The organism is Nocardioides panacisoli, from assembly GCF_039537325.1.
Lineage (GTDB): Bacteria > Actinomycetota > Actinomycetes > Propionibacteriales > Nocardioidaceae > Nocardioides > Nocardioides panacisoli.
The window spans coordinates 339,239-359,048 of record NZ_BAABAH010000001.1; the positions used below are offsets into that span (position 1 = coordinate 339,239).

Consider the following 19,810-nt stretch of genomic DNA (forward strand, 5'->3'; position numbering starts at 1 on the left):
TGCAGGCCCTGCACAGTCGTGCCACAGCAGACTCACAGGTTCACCCGCGAGACTTCCCCCATGCCCGCAGAGACCAGCACCCCGCCCACGAGCGTCGACGGCACCCCCCTGCGGGCGCTCGTCGTGGACGACGAGGTCAACATCGCCGAGCTGGTGGCGATGGCGCTGCGCTACGAGGGCTGGTCGGTCGACACCGCTCACAACGGCAGCCAGGCCGTGGCCGCCGCGCGGGCGGCCCAGCCCGACGTCGTGGTGCTCGACCTGATGCTGCCGGACTTCGACGGCATGGAGGTGCTCCGTCGGATCCGCTCGATCGACCCGGCCGTCCCCGTGCTGTTCCTGACCGCGCGCGATGCCGTGGAGGACCGCGTGGCGGGACTGACCGCGGGCGGCGACGACTACGTGACCAAGCCGTTCTCCCTCGAGGAGCTGGTCGCGCGGCTCCGTGCACTCGTACGGCGGGCCGGCGTCGCCGCCGAGACCCGTGGCAACGCCGTGCTCACCGTCGGGGACCTCGTCCTGGACGAGGACAGCCGGGAGGTCACCCGCGGCGGGGAGGAGATCGGCCTGACGGCGACCGAGTTCGAGCTGCTGCGCTTCCTCATGCGCAACCCGCGCCGGGTGCTCAGCAAGGCGCAGATCCTGGACCGGGTGTGGAACTACGACTTCGGCGGCCAGGCCAACGTCGTCGAGCTCTACATCTCCTACCTCCGCAAGAAGATCGACGCCGGCCGCGAGCCGATGATCCACACGATGCGTGGGGCCGGCTACGTGCTGAAGCCGGCGGGCTGATGCGGATCGGCCTGCCACGGACCCTCACGTCCCGGCTCGTCATCACCGCCGTCGGGCTGGTGGCCGTCGCCTCGCTCCTGCTGGGTGGGGCGACCGCGCTCGTCATGCGCGGCTACCTCACCGACCAGCTCGACGCGAAGGTGCAGGCGTCCCTCGACCGCGTCGAGAACGGCCCGCGGCCGGCTGCCGGCGGCCTGCCCGTGCCCCCGGTGCCCAAGGAGAACGACGGCGACGACCACTACAACGAGGGTGAGCTGGGCGCGGGCAACCAGGAGCCCGGCACCCTGATCGCCTTCCCGCAGGACGACTTCGGGGTGATCCTCAGCGACCAGCGGGGGCAGGGGCAGGTGCTCGACGCCGCGACCCGGGACCTGCTCGCGAAGGTGCCCGTCGACCGCCAGGTCCACGTCGTGCAGATCCCCGGCCACGGCAGCTACCGGGTCGCCGCCGTGCGGGACAAGGACGAGGACCGGACCTTCGTGACCGGCCTGCCGACGGCGGAGGTCGACTCCGCGGTCGGCTCGCTGGTGCGCTGGGAGCTGGCGCTCGCGCTGTTCGGGACGGTCGCGGCCGGGGTGGCCGGCACGTTCGTCGTACGCCGCCAGCTGCAGCCGCTGGAGGAGGTTGCCGCGACGGCGCACCGGGTGGCGGGCCAGACCCTCGACACCGGCGAGATCGGGGAGCTCGACCGGGTGCCGGAGCGGCTGACCGACGAGCGCACCGAGGTGGGGCAGGTCGGCCAGGCGCTCAACACCCTGCTCGCGCACGTGGAGTCCTCGATCGACGCGCGGCACCGCAGCGAGCAGCAGGTGCGGCAGTTCGTCGCGGACGCCTCGCACGAGCTGCGCACGCCGCTGACGACGATCGCCGGCTACACCGAGCTCGCGCGCCGGCGGCCGGACGACGCGACCAGGGGGATCGCGCTGGCGAAGGTCGAGGAGGAGGCGAGCAGGATGACCGAGCTCGTCGAGGACCTGCTGCTCCTCGCCCGGCTGGACGCCGGCCGGCCGCTGGCCCGGGAGGTCGTCGACCTCTCCCGCCTGCTCGTCGAGGCGGTCGACGACGCCCGCGTCGTCGCGCCCGACCACCGCTGGCTGGTCGAGCTGCCCGAGGACGGTGAGCCCGTCGAGGTCACCGGCGACCCGGACCGGCTGCACCAGGTCGTGACCAACCTGCTGACCAACGCCCGCAAGCACACGCCGGCCGGCACGACCGTCACGGTCCGCGCTCGGCCGGGTGGCTTCGACGTCCGCGACGACGGCCCGGGGTTCCCCCCGGAGCTCGCGGCGAGGGCCTTCGAGCGGTTCACCCGCGGCGACGCCGCCCGGCAGCGTGAGGGCGGGGCGGGACTCGGCCTGTCCCTCGTCGAGGCCATCGTCACCGCCCACGGCGGCTCCGTGGCGCTCGACAGCCGTCCCGGCGACACCACGATCCGCGTCGACCTCCCCGCCCCCGTCGCCGAGTCGGCTCAAGCTTGAGCCGACTCGCGGGCGAATCGCGGGCAGATCGCGGGCCAACCGCGGGCCAACGTCGCCGCCCGTACCGTCGTAGGCGTGGACGACCGTGTCGCCGGGCTGGCGCGCCGGCTGGAGAGCACCGGGTACCTGTGCGACGACAGCCTCGCGACCGTGCTCTTCCTGGCGCTGGAGATGCAGCGCCCGCTCCTGCTCGAGGGCGAGCCCGGAACCGGGAAGACCGCGCTGGCGGAGGCGCTCGCGGACTCACTCGAGGTGCCGTTGATCCGGCTGCAGTGCTATGAGGGGATCGATGCGACGCAGGCGCTCTACGACTGGGACTTCCCGCGGCAGATCCTGCACCTGCGCGCGCTCGAGGCCGCCTCGTCCGCGGGCGGCTCGGCGCCCGACGTCGAGGAGGCGGAGAAGAGCCTGTACGACGAGCGCTTCCTCCTCGCCCGGCCGGTCCTGGCGGCGTTGCAGCAGAGCCCCGCGGTGCTCCTGGTCGACGAGATCGACCGGGCCGACGACGAGTTCGAGGCCTTCCTGCTCGAGGTGCTGTCGACCTACCAGGTGACCATCCCCGAGCTCGGCACCGTGCAGGCGGCCGTGCCGCCGACCGTCGTGCTCACCTCCAACCGGACCCGCGAGCTGCACGACGCGCTCAAGCGGCGCTGCCTCTACCACTGGATCGACCACCCCGGTCTGGAGCGCGAGGTCGCGATCCTGCGCTCCCGTGCGCCCGAGGTCGGCGAGAAGCTGTCCCGGCAGGTAGTGGTCGTGGTCCAGCAGCTGCGCGACGACGACCTGCTCAAGCCGCCGGGTGTCGCCGAGACCCTGGACTGGGCCCGCGCGCTGCACCGGCTCGGCACCACCGAGCTCGACCTCGAGACCGCCGCCCGGACGATCGGCGCGCTGGTGAAGTACCGCGAGGACGCCGACCGGGTCCGCGCCGCCCTCGACCGGATGCTGACGACGTGACCCCGTCGACCACCGGGGCGGACGAGGTGCTGGTCGGATTCACCCGGGCGGTCCGGTCCGCGGGAGTGCCGGTGACGGCGGACCGCACCCGCGCCTACCTCTCGGCGGTCGCGACCGTCGGGCTCGACGACCGCGCAGCGACCTACACCGCCGGCCGCGCCACCCTGTGCGGCTGCCCCGAGGACCTCGAGCGGTACGACCGGGTGTTCCGGGAGTGGTTCGCCGTCGAGGCACCGCCCGCCACCCGCCCGGTCCCGCCGCGCCCGGCGACGTACGTCGACCTGACCGACGAGGGGGACGAGGGCGAGGGGAGTGGTGACGCCGAGGCCGCCCGTGCCGCCGCGTCGGCCGACGAGGTGCTGCGGCACCGCGACGTCGCTGCCCTCTCGACGGCCGAGCGGCAGCGGCTCGCCGCGCTGTTCGCCACCCTGCAGGTACGCCCGCCGCTGCGCCGGGCCGCGCGCCGCGTTCCCGCGCGGCGGGGCGACATCGACCCCTCCCGCACGCTCCGCGCGAGCCTGCGGCAGCTGGGCGAGCCCGCGGAGATCCGGCTGCGCCGCCGCGGGCGGCGTCCGCGGCGGGTCGTGCTGCTGCTCGACGTGTCCGGCTCGATGAGCGGCTACGCCGACCCGCTGCTGCGGCTCGCGCACCGGGTGGTCCAGGGTGGAGGTGGCCGCGCGGAGGTGTTCACCGTCGGCACCCGGCTCACCCACATCACCCGCGCCCTGCGCACCCGCGACCCCGACGCGGCGCTGGTCGCGGCCGGTGCCGTCGTGCCCGACTGGTCCGGCGGTACCCGGCTGGGGGAGACGATGCGCGCCTTCCTCGCCCGCCGCCGCGACCTCGCCCGCGGGGCGGTGGTCGTGATCGCGAGCGACGGATGGGAGCGCGGCGACCCGGCGCTCCTCGCCGAGCAGGTCGCACGCCTGCACCGGATCGCCCACCGCGTCGTCTGGGTCAACCCGCACGGGGGCAAGGCGGGCTACCAGCCGGTCCAGCGCGGGGTGGCTGCCGTCCTCCCGCACGTCGACTCCTTCCTCGCCGGCCACTCACTGGCGACCTACGCTGAGCTGATGGAGGTGGTGGCGCGTGCGTGACGTGCTTCCGGAGCTGCTGCGCTGGTGGGAGGCCGGCGAGACCGTCGGCATGGGCACCGTGGTGGCGACGTTCCAGTCCGCGCCCCGGCCCCCCGGCGCATCGATGCTGGTCGGCCCCGAGGGCACGGCAGTCGGCTCGGTGTCCGGCGGCTGCGTCGAGGGCGCGGTCTACGAGCTCGCGCAGGAGGTCGCCGGGAGCGGCGTGCCCGTGCTGCAGCGCTACGGCATCTCCGACGACGACGCCTTCGCCGTCGGGCTGACCTGCGGCGGGATCCTCGACGTGTACGTCGAGAAGGTCTCCCGCGAGACCTTCCCCGAGCTCGGCGAGATCGCCGTCGCCGTCGAGCGGGGCGAGCCCGTCGCCGTCGCCACCGTCGTCGAGCACCCGGACCCGTCGTACCTCGGCCGTCGGATGCTGGTCACCCCCGACGCGGTCCACGGGACGCTCGGGTCGGAGCGGATGGACGACGCGGTGCGCGACGACGCGCTGGGGCTGCTCGCCAGCGGGCACAGCGCGACCCTCGGGTACGGGCCCGACGGGGAGCGGCGCGGCGAGGGGATGCGGGTGTTCGTGTGGGCGTTCGCGCCGCGGCCGCGGATGCTCGTGTTCGGGGCGATCGACTTCGCGGCGGCCGTCGCGCGGGTCGGCAGCTTCCTCGGCTACCAGGTCACGGTGTGCGACGCGCGGCCGGTGTTCGCCACCCACAGCAGGTTCCCGGAGGCCGACGACGTGGTGGTCGAGTGGCCGCACCGCTACCTCGAGGCCGAGCGCGACGCCGGCCGGATCGACGCCCGCACCGTCATCGCGGTGCTCACCCACGACCCGAAGTTCGACGTACCCCTGCTCGAGGTCGCCCTCCGGCTCCCCGACGTGGCGTACGTCGGCGCGATGGGCTCGCGCCGTACCCACGAGGACCGCGAGCAGCGGCTCAAGGAGGCCGGGCTGACCGCTGAGGAGATCGCCCGGCTGTCCAGCCCGATCGGTCTCGACCTCGGCGCGCGGACCCCGGCGGAGACCGCGATCTCGATCGCCGCGGAGATCATCGCCGGCCGGTGGGGCGGCACAGGCAGCCGGCTCGCCGAGCTCGGCGGCCGGATCCACCACGACGACGCGCTCCTGGGTGACGCCCGTCACACCGCGACCTAGGCTGTCGGTATGGCCCGTGCCGACCTGCAGGTGAAGCGTCTCGAGGCAGTGCGCGCATGGACGTCGTTCGTCGAGCACGGCGACGGCGTCGAGCGGCTGGTCCGGCCGGAGATCTTCCGCAGCTGGACCCGCTCGGAGTCCGCGATCTCGACCAGCGTCGAGGCCGCGCCTCTCGCCGACGAGTCCGAGACCCGCGCGCTCTGGCGCGACTCCCCGCTCCAGATCGCCGTCGAGCGCGTCGAGGAGGAGCTGCGGCGTACCGCCGAGGACGGCGACCTCGTCATCGCCGTGACCGACCCGGAGACCCGGGTGCTCTGGACCTACGGCGGCCGGGTCATGCGCCGCAAGGCGGAGTCGGTGAACTTCGTGGCCGGCGGCCGCTGGGACGACCGCTCGGTCGGCACCAACGCCCTCGACCTGGCCAACCGCCTCGGCCAGCCGGCGATGGTCTTCAGCGCCGAGCACTACGCCCCGATCGTGCACAACTGGGTCTGCTGGGCCGCCCCCGTCCACGACCCCGTTACCGGCGCCCAGCTCGGCGTCCTCGACCTCTCCACGACCTGGGACCGCACCCACCCGATCGGGCTCGCGACCGCCCGGGTGATGGCCCGGCTCGTCGAGCAGGCGATGCCGCACAGCAGCTACTACGGGGGCGCCGAGGACACGGCCGACCCCGGCCTGGTGATGACGCTTCTCGGCACCGCCGAGGCGCGCCTCGACGGTCAGCGGCTGCTGCTGACGCGCCGCCAGACCGAGGTGCTGGCCCTCCTCGCTCTGCATCCCGAGGGCCTCTCGCTCGAGCAGCTGCACGCGCACCTCTACGGCGACCAGGCCGTCACCTTCTCCACCCTCAAGGCCGAGGTCTCCCACCTCCGCCACGCCCTCGGCGGCCAGCTGGCCTCCCGGCCCTACCGCCTCCTCATGCCGGTCGCCACCGACGTCGACCACGTCCTCGCCCTGCTCCGCCGCGGCCAGGTCGCGGCCGCCGTCGAGAGCTATGGCGGCGACCTCCTCCCCGGCACCAACAGTCCCGCCCTCGTCGAGATGGGCGAGTACGTCGCCGTCGCCGTCCGCGAGGCCCTCCTCGCCGACCCCCAGCCCGATGCCGTCGTCCGCTACATCGAGCAGGCCCCCTACGACGCCCAGGTTCTCGAGGTCTGCCTCGCCTCCATCGACCCCCGCCACCCCGCGGTCCCGCTGCTCAAGGGCCGGCTGGCGGTCGCGCGCGGCTGACCAACGGTCGGCCAACCACCTCTCCCTAGCGTGACCTGTGCCACAGGTCACCACCTCAAGGGAGAGCCATGACCCGGATCAGCCTCACTGTCGACGGCCAGAAGGTGGCCGACGACGTCGAACCCCGGATGCTGCTCGTGCAGTACCTCCGCGAGCGTCTCGGCAAGACCGGCACCGTCATCGGTTGCGACACCAGCAACTGCGGCGCGTGCACGGTCCATCTGAACGGCAAGAGCGTGAAGTCCTGCAACGTGCTCGCGGTGCAGGCCGACGGTGCCGAGGTCACCACCATCGAGGGGCTGGCGCAGGGCGGGCAGCTGCACGCGGTGCAGGAGGCCTTCCGCGAGTGCCACGGCCTCCAGTGCGGCTACTGCACGCCCGGCATGATCATGCAGACCGTCGACCTCCTCAACGACAACCCGGACCCGTCGGAGGAGGCGATCCGGCACGGTCTGGAGGGCAACCTCTGTCGGTGCACCGGCTACCACAACATCGTCCGGGCCGTGCAGCACGCCGCCGGGTCGACCTCCGGCCAGCAGTCCGAGGGGGTCGGGGCATGAGCACCACCCAGGAGACCGCGGCCCCGACCCAGGAGATCGGCCGCGACCGGCGCCGCAAGGAGGACCAGCGGCTGATCACCGGCCGGACCCGCTGGACCGACAACATCACCCTCCCGGGGATGCTGCACCTCGCGATGGTCCGCAGCCCGTTCGCCCACGCGAACATCACCTCGATCGACACCGCGGCCGCGAAGGCCGCGCCGAACGTCGTCGACGTCCTCACCGGCGCCGACTTCGGCGAGGACCTCGGCGTCTGCATCAACGCCTGGCCGATCACCCCCGACCAGAAGACACCTGCCCACTCGCCGCTGCCGGCCGACCGGGTCTCCTTCGCCGGAGAGATCGTCGCCGTCGTCGTGGCCCGCAGTGCGGCCGAGGCCCGAGATGCGGCCGAGCTCGTCGACGTCGAGTACGACGAGCTGCCCGCCGTCGTCGACCTCAAGGAGGCCGCCGAGGACAAGGTCCTCGCGCACCCCGACCTCGGCACCAACAAGTCGGCGCTCTGGGTCTTCGACTCCGGCGAGGCCGGCACCGGCGGGAACGTCGAGGACGCGATCGCCAAGGCGCGCGAGGACGGCATCGTCATCGAGCGGGAGTACCGCCAGCAACGGCTGATCCCCGCCTTCATGGAGCCCCGCAGCGTGGTCGTCGACCCCACCGGCGAGCAGCTCACGATGTGGAGCGCGACCCAGATCCCGCACATCCTCCGCTTCGCCCTGGCGGCCACGACCGGCGTCCCCGAGTCCAAGATCAGGGTGATCGCGCCCGACGTGGGCGGCGGCTTCGGCGGCAAGCTCCAGACCACGCCCGAGGAATGGATCACCTGGGCGATCGCCCGGAGGATCGGCAAGCCGATCAAGTACACCGAGACCCGCAGCGAGAGCCTGATCGCCGGCCACCACGGCCGCGACCAGTGGCAGCGGCTGACCCTGGCCGCCGACAAGGACGGCACGGTCACCGGCCTCAAGGTCGACCTGCTGGCGAACCTCGGCTCCTACGTCGCGATCGTCGGCGGCGGCGTACCGGTGCTCGGCGCGTTCATGTTCAACGCGATCTACAAGTTCCCGGCCTACCGGTTCGCGTGCCAGACGGTGCTCACGAACACCACCTGGACCGACGCCTACCGCGGCGCCGGCCGCCCGGAGGCGACGTACGCCATCGAGCGGCTGATGGACGAGCTCGCCGCCGAGACCGGCATGGACCCGCTCGAGGTCCGCGAGAAGAACTGGATCAAGCACGAGGAGTTCCCGTTCACCACGGTGGCCGGCCTCGAGTACGACTCCGGCAACTACGAGGCCGCGACGGCCCGGGCCAAGGAGATGCTCGGCTACGACGAGCTGCGCGCCGAGCAGAAGCGGCGGCGCGACAGCGGCGACCGGGTCCAGCTCGGCATCGGCGTCTCGACGTTCACCGAGATGTGCGGGCTGGCGCCCTCCCGGGTGCTCGGCCAGCTCGACTACGGCGCGGGCGGCTGGGAGCACGCCAAGGTGCGGATGCTCGCGACCGGCAAGGTCGAGGTGGTCACCGGAGCGTCCGCGCACGGCCAGGGCCACGAGACGGCGTTCAGCCAGATCATCGCGGACCGGCTCGGCGTGCCGTTCGAGGACGTCGAGGTCCTGCACGGCGACACCCAGATCGCCCCGAAGGGCCTCGACACCTACGGCTCGCGGAGCCTGGTCGTCGGGGGCGAGGCGCTGGTCCGGGCCGCCGACAAGGTGATCGAGAAGGCCAGGCCTCTCGCTGCCCATGTGCTCGAGGCGTCGGCCGACGACCTCGAGTTCAGCGGCGGCCGGTTCTCGGTCCGCGGCACCGACCAGGGCGTCCCGCTCACGGAGCTGGCGACGGCCGCGTTCGCGGCGCACGACCTGCCTGAGGGGATGGAGCCGTCACTCGACGCGTCGGCGACGTTCGACCCGGTGAACTTCAACTTCCCCCACGGCACGCACCTGTGCGCGGCGGAGGTCGACACCGAGACCGGCCAGGTGAAGCTGCGCAAGTACGTCTGCTGCGACGACATCGGGGTGATCATCAACCCGCTCATCGTGTCCGGCCAGGTGCACGGCGGCCTGGTCCAGGGCATCGCCCAGGCGCTCTGGGAGGAGGCGGTGTACGACGACCAGGGGACCCTCGTCTCCGGCTCGTTCGTCGACTACCTCCTGCCCACGGCGGCCGACACGATCAGCTTCGACATCGATCACACGACGAGCCCGAGCACGACCAACTCGCTCGGGACCAAGGGCGTCGGGGAGGCGGGCACGATCGCCTCCACCCCGGCGGTCGTCAACGCCGTCGTCGACGCGGTGCGGCACCTGGGTGTCGACGACATCGTGATGCCGTGCACGCCCGAACGGGTGTGGCGGGCGATCAACAGCGGATCGGCCGGTGGGGACACCACCGGCGCGGCCGCTCCCCACTTCGACTCCTCGACGGGCATGAGCGGCACCGTCGACCGCAGCACTGGAGGTGCCGAATGATCCCGGCCAGCTTCGAGTACGTCGCCCCGACCAGCGTGGAGGAGGCGCTGGCGGCGCTCGCCGAGCACGGCGACGACGCCAAGATCCTGGCCGGCGGCCAGAGTCTCCTCCCGGTGCTGCGGATGCGGTTGAACGCTCCCGAGTGGGTGATCGACCTCGGCCGGATCGAGTCCATGCGCGGGGTCCGCGACGGTGACGACCACCTCGCGATCGGAGCGATGACGACCCACGACGTGGTCGCGCACGACCCGCTGGTCGCCGAGCACGCGCTGTTGCTCACCAAGGCGGTGACCCAGGTGGCGGACCCGCAGATCCGGCACCGGGGGACGTTCGGAGGAGCACTGGCCCACGCCGACCCTGCGGGTGATCTGGGGGCATGCGTACTGGCGCTGGGCGCGTCCTTCGTCGTCCAGGGAGCCGGCGGCACCCGGGTCGTTCCGGCCGACGAGTTCTTCGTCGGGCTGTTCGAGACAGCGATCTCCGAGGACGAGATCCTGGTCGAGGTACGGCTGCCGAAGCGGCCCGGCTGGGGCGCCCACTACGACAAGTTCGTGCGGGTCGCCCACCAGTGGCCGATCGTCGCCGTCGGCGCCACGGTCCGGATGGACGGTGACACCATCGGCGAGGCACGGATCGGGCTCACCAACATGGGCAGCACGCCGGTGCGGGCCAACGCCGTCGAGGACGCGCTCGCCGGGCAGCCGGCCACCGAGGACGCCGTACGCGCGGCAGCGGAGCTGATCGGCGACGGCAGCGTCCCGGTCGAACCGCCGTCGGACCTCAACGGCGACGCCGACTACCGGCTCCACCTCGCGACCGTGCTCACCCGGCGTGCCGTCCTGGCGGCCGCCGGTCGCAACGGCACGCAGGCCTGACGGGAGCGGCGTGGACCTCACCCACTCGTTCACCGTCCCCACCCCGATCGAGGAGACCTGGGCGCACTTCCAGGACATCGCCGCGCTGGCGGAGTGCTTCCCGGGCGCCCAGGTCACCGGGTCCGACGGCGACACCTTCGAAGGCACCTGCAAGGTGAAGCTGGGTCCGATCGCGCTGGTGTACGCCGGCTCGGGCACCTTCGTCGAGCGCGACGACGAGGCGCACCGCTTCGTCGTCGACGCGAAGGGCAAGGACAAGCGCGGCAACGGCACCGCCGGGGCGAAGGTCACGCTGACGATGGTCCCGACCGACACCGGGACGGCGGTCGAGGTGCTGACCGACCTCGCGATCACCGGCAAACCGGCGCAGTTCGGGCGCGGCGTGATGCAGGACGTCTCGGACAAGCTGCTCGGGCAGTTCGTGGCCTGCCTGGAGAAGCGGCTGGGGGACGAGGCCGCGCCCGCGCCGAGCACGGCCGACGCCGCGGACCAGGACGCGGAGCCGGCGTCCGTGCCGACCGGTGCGGCCGCGGTGGCGGCACCCGCCGGCGACCCCGATGCCGGCCCCGCCTCGGCTCCGCCGCCGCGCGCCGTGCCCGCCGACGACGACGCGCTCGACCTCGGCTCGGCGCTGCTGCCGGTGCTCGTCCGGACCTACGGCAAGCAGGTCGTCGCCCTGGTGGCCGGGCTGATCGTGCTCAGGTGGCTGGTGCGCCGGGCCCGGAGCTGATCCGGCGGCTCACCACTGCTGGCCGTCGAAGTTGAGGTCGCTGTCCAGCTCGTGCTGGAGCTCGTCGTTCTGCTTCTGGTCCGTCAGGCCCTTCTGGTTGCGCTGCTGGAGCCGCTGCTCCCTGTCCTGCTCGTCGTGCTGCTGACCCTGCTGTTCCTGGTGGTCCTGGTGCTGTTGCTGCTGGTCCTGGCCGCCCTGCGACTCCTCCTGGTCGATCTTCTGCTTGAGTCGCTCGTCGACCGCCTTGGCGTCGGCGGTCTGGTCGGCACCGCGGCCGGAGTCCACCGGGCAGTCGCCGTCCTCGAGCGCCTTCACACCCGCCCGCCAGGCCTCGAGCGCGGCGTCCCGGTCGGGCATCTTGATCTTCGCGTCGCCGATGGCCTCCTCGGCCAGGGCCAGGTTGATCCGGACGGTGCACTCGTCCTCGATGGGCACGTCCTCGAGCGCCGCGCGGTAGGCGGTGACGGCGCCGTCGTCGTCGCCGTTCGCGAACCGCGCCGCGCCCTCGTCGAAGGCGGCGACCCAGGACTCGAAGACGTTGAGCGAGCGGTTGTGGGAGAACTGCGCGGCCGCGTCGTCGTACCGGGTGTCGTCGAAGCTGCCGCGGCCGTGGTCGTCGTGGGTCAGCATCAGTGCGACCTTCGCGGAGAACAGCAGGACGAGCAGCAGGGGGAGCAGCCCGGCCAGGTAGAGGGTGCGGCGCCGGCTCATCGCTTGCCTCCCGCCCGCCGGGGCTGCAGCACGCTGCGCGTCGTCCACACCGCGCGCCAGACCACGAACAGCTCCCACAGGACGAGCAGCGCGAGGACCAGGCCGGCTACCCAGACGAAGTCGACCTTCGCCGGCCGCTGCTCGTCGCTGTCCAGGCTGTAGTCGGCCTTGAAGCCCGCGGCGATGTCGTCGACGCCGCCGGGCGCCGTCCGGTGGTCGAGCGGCACGCCCAGCTGGTCGGCGATCGTCCCGAGGTTGTGGAGGTCGGCGTGCGAGACGGCATCCGTGCCGGAGTCGTAGTCGTAGACCCAGCCCTCGCTGCGCCCGAGGTCGTCGGCCTCGGGCATCTTGCCGCCCTCCTCGGTGCCGTAGCCGAGCACCGCCCCGCCGGAGATGTGCTTCGCGACCTCTTCGTAGGACTCCTGCTCACCCTGGTCGTCGGTGTTCTCGCCGTCACCGAGGAACACGACGAAGCGACGCTCGTCCGGGTTGGCCTTCTCCGCACGCTCGAGGGTGGCGAGCACCAGGCTGAGCGGCCGGTCGGCGCGCGAGCCCTTCGCATAGAGCACCGGCTCGACGATGGTCGTGTCGACGGCGGACTCGAACGCGTTCGCGTCGGTCGTGAACGGCAGGTCGAGGTGCGCCGTCGAGCCGAACGTCACCAGCCCGAACCGCGCACCCGGCAGGGCGGTGGTGAGGTCCTCCAGGTCCTGCTTCACGCCGTCCCAGCGGGGCTTGTCGCCGTCGTAGTCGTAGGCCGCCATCGAGCGGGTCCGGTCGAGCACGACCAGCACCTCGACGTCGGCGGTCTGCGTGGGGGCGGCCTGCTCGCCGTGCTCGAGGGGTACGGCGAGCGCGACCACGGCGGCGACCAGGATCAGGCCGCGACGGACCAGGGTCAGGATCACGACGCCCTCCCCGGAGCACGGCGACCGCGGCGCGCGGCGAGCGCGAAGCCGGCCTCGACCGCCCACACGAGCGCGAGCAGGCCGACGCCGATCCCGGCGACCACCTTGCCGGTCCGCGGCTGGTCGACGACCTGGACCAACGGCGGCTTCTCGATCTTGGCCGCCTCGAGGTCGTTGATCGAGGCGACGACCGAGTCGGCCGACCCCAGGTCGCCGAGCTGGTGGTAGGTGCCACCGGTGCGCTGGACGACCTCCTCGAACGCCGCGCTGTCGCCCGGCTTCGTCGCGGGCGCGGCGATCCCGTGCACGACGACGTGGTGCTGCTCGGCGTAGTCGCCGGCCTGCTCGAGCGTGTAGACCCCGTGGCCGTAGACGTCGTTGTCCGAGGCGAGCACGATGGCGCGACCGCGGGTCTGGTCGATCCGGTCGAACCGCTGGACGCAGGACGCGAGGCCGTCGCCGATGAGCGAGGCACCGCTGCGGCCGCTGAGCGTCCCGTAGATGTAGTCGAGGTCCTCGGCCTTGAGGGCCCGCGCGGCCCGGGAGAGCTGCTCCCGGACGAAGTCGTAGTCGTCGGTGAGCGGGAAGAGCGTGATCGACGTGCTGTTCCAGACGGTCAGGCCGATCCGCGCGCCGTCCAGGCCGTCGACGATCTTCTCGAACTCGCCGATGACGGCGGCGTCGACCTTGGTCATCGAGCCGGAGACGTCGAGGCACAACATGATGTCGCGGGTCTGCTCGTCCCGCTCCATGCTCCGGGTCTGCTGCAGCCGCCCGGCGAGGATGATGCCGCCGAGGCAGGCGACCAGCGCGAACAAGGTCGCGACGGCCGCGACCGCCGTGCGCCGTACGACGAGCGCGCGGTAGCGGGGCAGGGCCCGCAGCCGGGCCGCGTGGGCGACGTACGTCGGGTGCGACGGCAGCCGCCGCCAGCGGACCAGCGCCGCGACGAGGAGCACGACCACGACCAGTCCGGCCAGCAGCCAGATCAGCCACCCGTAGGCGAACGACGAGTCGCCGACCTTCCAGCTCAGCTCCACGAGGTCACCAGCCTACGGCCGTCGCGGACGGCCAGGTCGAACCGCTCCTGGGCGACTGCCGGCTCCGGGGCGAACTCGGGCGGGTACATCAGCTCGATCGCGTCCGCGAGCGGCGCCGGCGCGTGGGCGCGGAAGTCCGCGAGCGCCATCGTGCGCGCCGGAAGGGCGCTGACGGCCTCGACGTAGGACCGGACCACCTCGCTGAGCCGCTGGTGACCGACCCGCGCGGGGATCCGGCCGGCGCGCACGTCGGCCTCGATCGCGTCGATCCGCTCGAGGTGTTCGCGCCGGGCGCTGGGTACGTCGGTCGTCCGGCTCCACCGGCCCGGGCCGGTGGGCCGCGGCCGGGTCAGCAACCAGGCAGCGAGGTAGTAGAGCGCCACCAGAGCGACTCCGGCGACGGCGAGCCACAGCCAGAGGTCGCTGTAGCCGACCGGGCCGTGGAACTCCTCGGGCAGGTCGCCGTCAGCGGTGGCGAGCATGACGGTGCCTCTCCAGCAGCCGGAACACGGCGGTGATCGCGGAGTCGTTGTCGTGGACCCGTTCGTGGACGACGCCGAGCTGCTCGAGGCCACGGCGGAGGCCGTCCTCCTCGGCGCGCACCAGGGCGGCGTACTCCTCGGCGAGACGGCGGTCGTCGCGCAGCCAGTCGGGAACGGCGCTGCGGGCGTCGACGTCGACCAGGTCCCGGAGGTGCGCGCCACCGGGGGAGACGGCGGTCGGATCGAGGTCGCCGATGGTGAAGAAGAGGACCTCGTGCTGCGCCCTCAGCCGGCGCAGCGCATCGGCGGTGTCGGGCGAGACGTCCGGTTCGTCGGAGATCACGACCAGGATCGTGCGGCGGCGGATCGCGCGGACGGCGTACTGCAGCACGGCGGCGAGGTCGCCGGGGTCGCCGTCGGGGCTGATCGCGTCGTGGACCGTCGCGAGGAGTCGCTCGAGGTGCAGCTCACCGGTGTCGGGCGGCCGGACGTGCTGGGACCTCGCGTCGCCGTGGACGAGGGCGACCATGTCCTTGTGGCGGGTGGCGAGGTAGCCCATCACCCCGGCGATGAAGACGGCGAGCTCGCGCTTGGAGTGCTGGGCGTCGTTCATCGCGGCCATCGAACGACCCGTGGAGACGCAGAGCAGCACCGTGTGGCGGCGCTCGGCGACGTACCGCTTGATCAGCAGGGTGCGGGTGCGTGCGGAGGCCTTCCAGTCGAGGTCCTTCACGTCGTCACCGCGCACGTACTCCCGCAGGTCCTGGAAGTCGATGCCGCGGCCGATCTGGATCGCGGCGTACTCACCCTCCAGCAGCCCGCGCACCTTGCGGTGCGCGTGGATGGAGAGCCGGGCCTTGACCCGGGTGAGGTGAGCCATCGCTGCGTCGTTCCGGGCTCAGGGGGTCGGGACGGCGCGGAAGACGGCGTCGATGACGGTCTCCGGCGCGACCCGGTCGGCGAGCGCCTCGAAGCTCAGGTGGATCCGGTGGCGGAGCACCGCGTGCCGGAGCTCGCGGACGTCCTCGGGGATCACGTAGTGGCGTCCCTGCACGACCGCCATCGCCCGAGCCGCCTGGAAGAACGCGATCGAGCCGCGCGGGCTGGCGCCGATGTCGACGTACGCCGCGAGCTCGGGGCCGAGCAGCGGGCCGATGTCCCGGGTGGCCCGGATGAGGGAGATGACGTAGCGCTTGATGGCCGGGTCGACGTACACCCGCCGGACCAGGGCCTGGAGCCCGACCACGTCGGGGGTCGAGATCACCGGCTGGACGGCGGTGGCGTGCTGGCCCAGGGTGCCGTCGTCGATCCGGTCGAGCACCGTCAGCTCGTCGGACTCGGCGGGGTAGTCGACGACCTCCTTGAGCAGGAACCGGTCCATCTGGGCGTAGGGGAGGACGTAGGTGCCCTCCTCCTCGATGGGGTTCTGGGTGGCCAGCACCATGAAGGGCTGCGGAAGCCGGTGGATCTCGCCGGCGATCGACGTCTGCCGCTCCTGCATCGCCTCGAGCAGCGCGGACTGGGTCTTGGCGCTGGCGCGGTTGATCTCGTCGAGGAGGACGAAGTTGGCGTGCACCGGACCGAGCTGGGTCTCGAAGGTGTGGTTGCGCGGGTCGTAGACCTGGGTGCCGACGATGTCGCTGGGCAGCAGGTCGGGCGTGCACTGGATCCGCGCGAACTCCGCGGCCACCGCCTGGGACAGGGTCGACGCGGCCAGCGTCTTCGCCAGGCCGGGCACCGACTCGAGCAGGATGTGTCCCTCCGCGAGGAGGGTGACGAGCAGCGCGGTGCGGACCTTCTCCTGGCCCACGACCCGGCTGGAGAAGGCGGCGGACACCCGCTCGATCGAGTCCTTGGCGCTGGCCAGCTCGGCAGCCGTCAGGGGAGCGGCTGAGGTGGCGGTCGACGTCATGCGGCTGGCTCCTGTCGTGGTGTGCAAGCCCGTGGAGCGTGCCGCCCCGAAGACACGCGTAAACCTTAGGCGATCGAGTGAGCGACAGCGCCGAGCGAGGAACGAGCTCGTGTGCTGGCCGCGAGCGAGTGAGCCAGGCGCGACGCGCCTAGTAGCCCGTGGTCAGCCGGGACCTCGCCCGGTCCTCCCGGCGCAGCCGGGCCAGGTCGCGCTCGCGGCGTTCGGCGATCACGGCCGCGAGGACCTGCTCGGGCGGGGCGCCGGCCGGGGGCGGCGGGGCGACGTACTCCATCACGTCGGTGAGGAGCGCCGTCCCGACCCGGTGCCGCGTCGCCGGGTCGATCCCGGGCAGCCGGCCGAGGAACTGGCGTACGGCGAGCGCGAGGCCGGTCGGCAGGGCGGCGATGTCGGCCCGTCTCGCCCACCCCGCGAGCTGCGGCGGCATCGGCGGCGGGAGCGGGAGCCGCAGCGGGACCCGGTCCCGGACGACGTACGTCCCCGCGGCGAAGTCGCCGAGCCGCTTGCCGCGCCGGCTGACCATCATCGAGAAGAACGCGGGCACGCCCGACATCGCGTAGATCTCGACGAACCCGATCAGGGCGCGCACCAGTGCGTGCTGGGCGCTGATCGGGCCGCCGTCGTCGCGCACGGTGCGCAGCCCCATGGCGAGCTTGCCGAGGGTCCGGCCGCGCGTGAGCGTCTCGACCGTCGCAGGGTAGGCGAGGAAGACCAGCATCAGGCCGAGGACGAACGCGGCCTCGAGCAGTGCCTCGTCGGTGCGGATCGAGGCCACCGCCAGCACGAAGAAGATCACGAGCGCGAGCACGAGGGTCGCGATCACGTCGAGCAGCCCGGAGACCAGCCGGACGCCCAGCCCGGCGGCGGGCAGGTCGAGCGCGACGCCCTCGCCGGTGACGAGGTCGTCCTCGGTCAGGGTGGCGAACTCCGCGGGCACCCGCTCACCCTAGATCTAACCTTTCGCCATGCCGCGGATCGACATCGACGCCTACGTCGCCGTCCACTCCCACGAGTGGGCACGCCTCGAGGAGCTGATCCGGACCCGCGGGCGCAGCGGCGCGGTGAGCGACGAGCTGGTCGACCGCTACCAGCAGGTCGCGACGCACCTGTCGGTCGTGCGCACCTCGGCGCCGGACGGCGAGCTGGTCTCCTACCTGTCCTCGCTGCTCGGCCGCGCGCGGATCGCGATGCTCGCGACCCGGGTGCCCCGCTGGCGCGCGGTGACCGGCTTCTTCACCGGCCGCTTCCCGGCCGCGCTCTACCAGCTGCGCTGGTGGTGGCTCGGCTGCCTGGCCGGGAACGTGCTCGTGACCGCCGCGATGATGCTGTGGCTGCTCCACCACCCCGCCGCCGAGCAGACGCTGCTGTCGAAGGCCGAGATCGACCAGCTCGTCAACAACGACTTCGCCGGCTACTACAGCGAGCACGCCGCGACGTCGTTCGCCAGCCGGATCTGGCTCAACAACACCTGGGTGTCGGCCGAGTGCATCGCACTCGGGATCCTCGGGATCCCGGTGCTCTACGCGCTCTACAACAACATCGCCAACCTGGCCGTCATCGGCGCGATCATGATCCACCACGGCCGCGGCTCCCTGTTCTGGGGCCTGATCCTCCCGCACGGGATGCTGGAGCTCACCGCGGTCTTCGTCGCCGGGGGCGTCGGCCTGCGGCTGTTCTGGTCCTGGGTCGAGCCCGGCGACCTCACCCGCACCGCCGCCATCGCCCGCGCCGGCCGGACCGCGATCACCGTCGCGATCGGCCTCGCCGCGGTGCTGTTCGTCAGCGGCATGATCGAGGCCTTCGTGACCCCCTCCGGCCTCCCCACCTGGGCCCGGATCGGCATCGGCGCCGTCGCCGAGCTGCTGTTCCTCTCCTACGTCTTCGTGGTCGGCCGCGCCGCCGCCTCCCGCGGCGTCACCGGCGACCTCGACCCCACCCTCCTCGAGGACCGGGTCGCCGCCCAGTCCTGACCGCGAATCTTTTCTCGTGTGGCATCGAATCTTGAGGGATGCCGACATGGCCCAAGATTCGACGCGACACGAGTCAAGATTCGGCCGCTCAGAGGAGCCCCTGGGCCTTGAGGGCGAGATAGTGGTCGGCGAGGGCGGGAGGGAGGGACTCGGCGTCGGCCTCGAGCACGTCGACGGCGTGCTGACGGAGGACGTCGGCGATCCAGGTACGGCGACGGAGCTCCTGCTCGGCGGCGGCGGCGCCGTAGACCTGGTCGACGTCGTCGCGCTCGTCGGCGAGACGGCTGAGCTCGGGGTCGCGGACCGAGGCGAGCACGACGCGGTGGTGGCGGGTCAGCGTGGGCAGCACCGGGACGAGCCCCTGCAGCACCGCGGTCGGCTCGAGCGGAGTGAGCAGGACCAGCAGGGCGCGGCCGCGACCGAGGCCCTGTACGGCGCCGGCGAGCGCGTCCCAGTCGGCCTCGGCGAGGACGGGGTCGAGGTCGGCCATCGCGTCCTGCATCCGGGCGGCGACGTCGCGGCTGCCGCCCAGCCGGAGCCGGGTGCGCACGCGGCGGTCGCCGGCGACGAGGTCGACCCGGTCGCCGGCGCGCGAGGCCAGCGCGCCGAGCAGCAGCGCGGCGTCCATCGCCGCGTCGAGCCGCGGCTGCCCCTCGCCCGCCCCGACCCGGCCGGCCGAGGTCCGCGAGGTGTCGAGCACGAGCACGACCCGCCGGTCGCGCTCCGGCTGCCAGGTCCGTACGACGACGTGGGCCGAGCGTGCCGACGCCCGCCAGTCGATGGACCGGACGTCGTCGCCGCGCACGTACTCACGCAGCGAGTCGAACTCCGTGCCCTGCCCGCGCACCCGCACCGCCGCGCGGCCGTCGAGCTCCCGCAGCCGCGCCAACCGCGACGGCAGGTGCTTGCGGGACTCGAACGGCGGCAGCGCACGCACCACGCCCGGCACGCCGTACCTCCGCTGCCGCGCCGCCAACCGCAGCGGCCCCCACGAGCGCACGGTGACCCCGTCGGCCCGCAGGTCCCCGCGCCGGCGGGGGAGCAGCGGGGTCCGCAGGGCCACCCGGTCACCCGCGCCGAGCCGCGCCCGGTGCCGGTTCCCGGTCGCGCCCGCCGACGGCTGCCAGGCGTCCCGCACCTGCAGCCGCAAGGTTCCGTGGGCCGCCGGTCCGTCGTTGCCGACCGTCAGCACCGACTCCGCCGGGTCGCCGAGCCGCACCGTCCCCGGCTCCCGGCGCCGCAGCACCGCCCGCGCCGGCGACGCCGCCAGCCAGAGGTCGACCAGGGTGAACGCCGCGACGACGAGCAGCCACAGGCCGACCGTGCTGCCGGCCGGCCGCAGCCAGACCGCCACGACGCCCAGCGCCAGGAGCAGGGGCACCCGCCCCGAGATCGCCACGTCTAACCTCCGCCGAGCCGATTCGCG

Annotated in this window: 19 protein-coding genes; 11 read left to right on the forward strand and 8 right to left on the reverse strand. The window is 73.0% G+C overall.

Going from position 1 to position 19,810, the window contains the following annotated elements:
• Positions 1-60 precede the first annotated feature (60 nt).
• The 10 genes from ABD709_RS01720 to ABD709_RS01765 all read left to right on the forward strand — a co-directional run bounded on the left by ABD709_RS01720 (position 61) and on the right by ABD709_RS01765 (position 11,343).
• Positions 61-792 (forward strand): response regulator transcription factor, encoded by a 732-nt coding sequence (locus ABD709_RS01720; RefSeq protein ID WP_344772046.1) that lies wholly within the window; start codon positions 61-63, stop codon positions 790-792.
• Positions 792-2,270 carry a sensor histidine kinase gene (locus tag ABD709_RS01725; RefSeq protein ID WP_344772047.1) on the forward strand — a complete coding sequence of 493 codons (1,479 nt, stop codon included), beginning with the start codon at positions 792-794 and terminating at the stop codon, positions 2,268-2,270. Before ABD709_RS01720 ends, ABD709_RS01725 begins: the two co-directional genes overlap by 1 nt.
• A 75-nt stretch (positions 2,271-2,345) precedes the next feature.
• Entirely contained in the window at positions 2,346-3,227 is an 882-nt protein-coding gene (locus ABD709_RS01730) for an AAA family ATPase (RefSeq protein WP_344772048.1), read from the forward strand.
• Entirely contained in the window at positions 3,224-4,324 is a 1,101-nt protein-coding gene (locus ABD709_RS01735; RefSeq protein WP_344772049.1) for a vWA domain-containing protein, read from the forward strand. The genes ABD709_RS01730 and ABD709_RS01735 overlap by 4 nt, the downstream gene beginning before the upstream one ends.
• On the forward strand, positions 4,317-5,471 hold the full coding sequence (locus ABD709_RS01740) for an XdhC family protein (protein ID WP_344772050.1): 1,155 nt from the start codon (positions 4,317-4,319) through the stop codon (positions 5,469-5,471). The genes ABD709_RS01735 and ABD709_RS01740 overlap by 8 nt, the downstream gene beginning before the upstream one ends.
• 9 nt (positions 5,472-5,480) lie before the next feature.
• On the forward strand, positions 5,481-6,704 hold the full coding sequence (locus ABD709_RS01745; protein WP_344772051.1) for a transcriptional regulator: 1,224 nt from the start codon (positions 5,481-5,483) through the stop codon (positions 6,702-6,704).
• A gap of 68 nt (positions 6,705-6,772) precedes the next feature.
• Positions 6,773-7,264 (forward strand): (2Fe-2S)-binding protein, encoded by a 492-nt coding sequence (locus ABD709_RS01750; protein WP_344772053.1) that lies wholly within the window; start codon positions 6,773-6,775, stop codon positions 7,262-7,264.
• Positions 7,261-9,738: a xanthine dehydrogenase family protein molybdopterin-binding subunit gene (locus tag ABD709_RS01755; protein ID WP_344772054.1), complete on the forward strand. Its 2,478-nt coding sequence runs from the start codon at positions 7,261-7,263 to the stop codon at positions 9,736-9,738. The genes ABD709_RS01750 and ABD709_RS01755 overlap by 4 nt, the downstream gene beginning before the upstream one ends.
• Positions 9,735-10,613, forward strand: coding sequence for an FAD binding domain-containing protein (locus ABD709_RS01760; protein ID WP_344772055.1), 879 nt, complete (start codon positions 9,735-9,737; stop codon positions 10,611-10,613). Before ABD709_RS01755 ends, ABD709_RS01760 begins: the two co-directional genes overlap by 4 nt.
• A gap of 10 nt (positions 10,614-10,623) precedes the next feature.
• Positions 10,624-11,343 carry an SRPBCC family protein gene (locus tag ABD709_RS01765; protein WP_344772057.1) on the forward strand — a complete coding sequence of 240 codons (720 nt, stop codon included), beginning with the start codon at positions 10,624-10,626 and terminating at the stop codon, positions 11,341-11,343.
• Between the two features lie 9 nt (positions 11,344-11,352).
• On the opposite strand, the gene ABD709_RS01770 is transcribed toward ABD709_RS01765, so the two are convergent.
• The 7 genes from ABD709_RS01770 to ABD709_RS01800 all read right to left on the reverse strand — a co-directional run bounded on the left by ABD709_RS01770 (position 11,353) and on the right by ABD709_RS01800 (position 17,351).
• Positions 11,353-12,054 (reverse strand): hypothetical protein, encoded by a 702-nt coding sequence (locus tag ABD709_RS01770; RefSeq protein ID WP_344772059.1) that lies wholly within the window; start codon positions 12,052-12,054, stop codon positions 11,353-11,355.
• The gene (locus ABD709_RS01775) at positions 12,051-12,962 is read right to left on the reverse strand and encodes a vWA domain-containing protein (RefSeq protein ID WP_344772061.1); all 912 of its coding nucleotides are present in this window, start codon (positions 12,960-12,962) and stop codon (positions 12,051-12,053) included. The genes ABD709_RS01770 and ABD709_RS01775 overlap by 4 nt, the downstream gene beginning before the upstream one ends.
• Positions 12,959-14,002, reverse strand: coding sequence for a VWA domain-containing protein (locus tag ABD709_RS01780; RefSeq protein ID WP_344772063.1), 1,044 nt, complete (start codon positions 14,000-14,002; stop codon positions 12,959-12,961). Before ABD709_RS01780 ends, ABD709_RS01775 begins: the two co-directional genes overlap by 4 nt.
• Positions 13,993-14,484 carry a hypothetical protein gene (locus ABD709_RS01785; RefSeq protein WP_344772065.1) on the reverse strand — a complete coding sequence of 164 codons (492 nt, stop codon included), beginning with the start codon at positions 14,482-14,484 and terminating at the stop codon, positions 13,993-13,995. Before ABD709_RS01785 ends, ABD709_RS01780 begins: the two co-directional genes overlap by 10 nt.
• Positions 14,468-15,364, reverse strand: a complete 897-nt coding sequence (locus tag ABD709_RS01790) for a DUF58 domain-containing protein (protein ID WP_344772067.1) — start codon at positions 15,362-15,364, stop codon at positions 14,468-14,470. The genes ABD709_RS01785 and ABD709_RS01790 overlap by 17 nt, the downstream gene beginning before the upstream one ends.
• A gap of 18 nt (positions 15,365-15,382) precedes the next feature.
• Positions 15,383-16,396 carry an AAA family ATPase gene (locus ABD709_RS01795; protein WP_344772069.1) on the reverse strand — a complete coding sequence of 338 codons (1,014 nt, stop codon included), beginning with the start codon at positions 16,394-16,396 and terminating at the stop codon, positions 15,383-15,385.
• Between the two features lie 148 nt (positions 16,397-16,544).
• Complete coding sequence (locus tag ABD709_RS01800; protein WP_344772071.1) at positions 16,545-17,351, reverse strand: RDD family protein; 807 nt, start codon at positions 17,349-17,351, stop codon at positions 16,545-16,547.
• Between the two features lie 28 nt (positions 17,352-17,379).
• On the opposite strand from ABD709_RS01800, the gene ABD709_RS01805 reads away from it, so the two are divergent.
• Positions 17,380-18,384, forward strand: a complete 1,005-nt coding sequence (locus tag ABD709_RS01805) for a stage II sporulation protein M (RefSeq protein WP_344772073.1) — start codon at positions 17,380-17,382, stop codon at positions 18,382-18,384.
• An 88-nt stretch (positions 18,385-18,472) separates the two neighbouring features.
• On the opposite strand, the gene ABD709_RS01810 is transcribed toward ABD709_RS01805, so the two are convergent.
• Positions 18,473-19,783: a DUF58 domain-containing protein gene (locus ABD709_RS01810; protein WP_344772075.1), complete on the reverse strand. Its 1,311-nt coding sequence runs from the start codon at positions 19,781-19,783 to the stop codon at positions 18,473-18,475.
• Positions 19,784-19,810 lie beyond the last annotated feature (27 nt).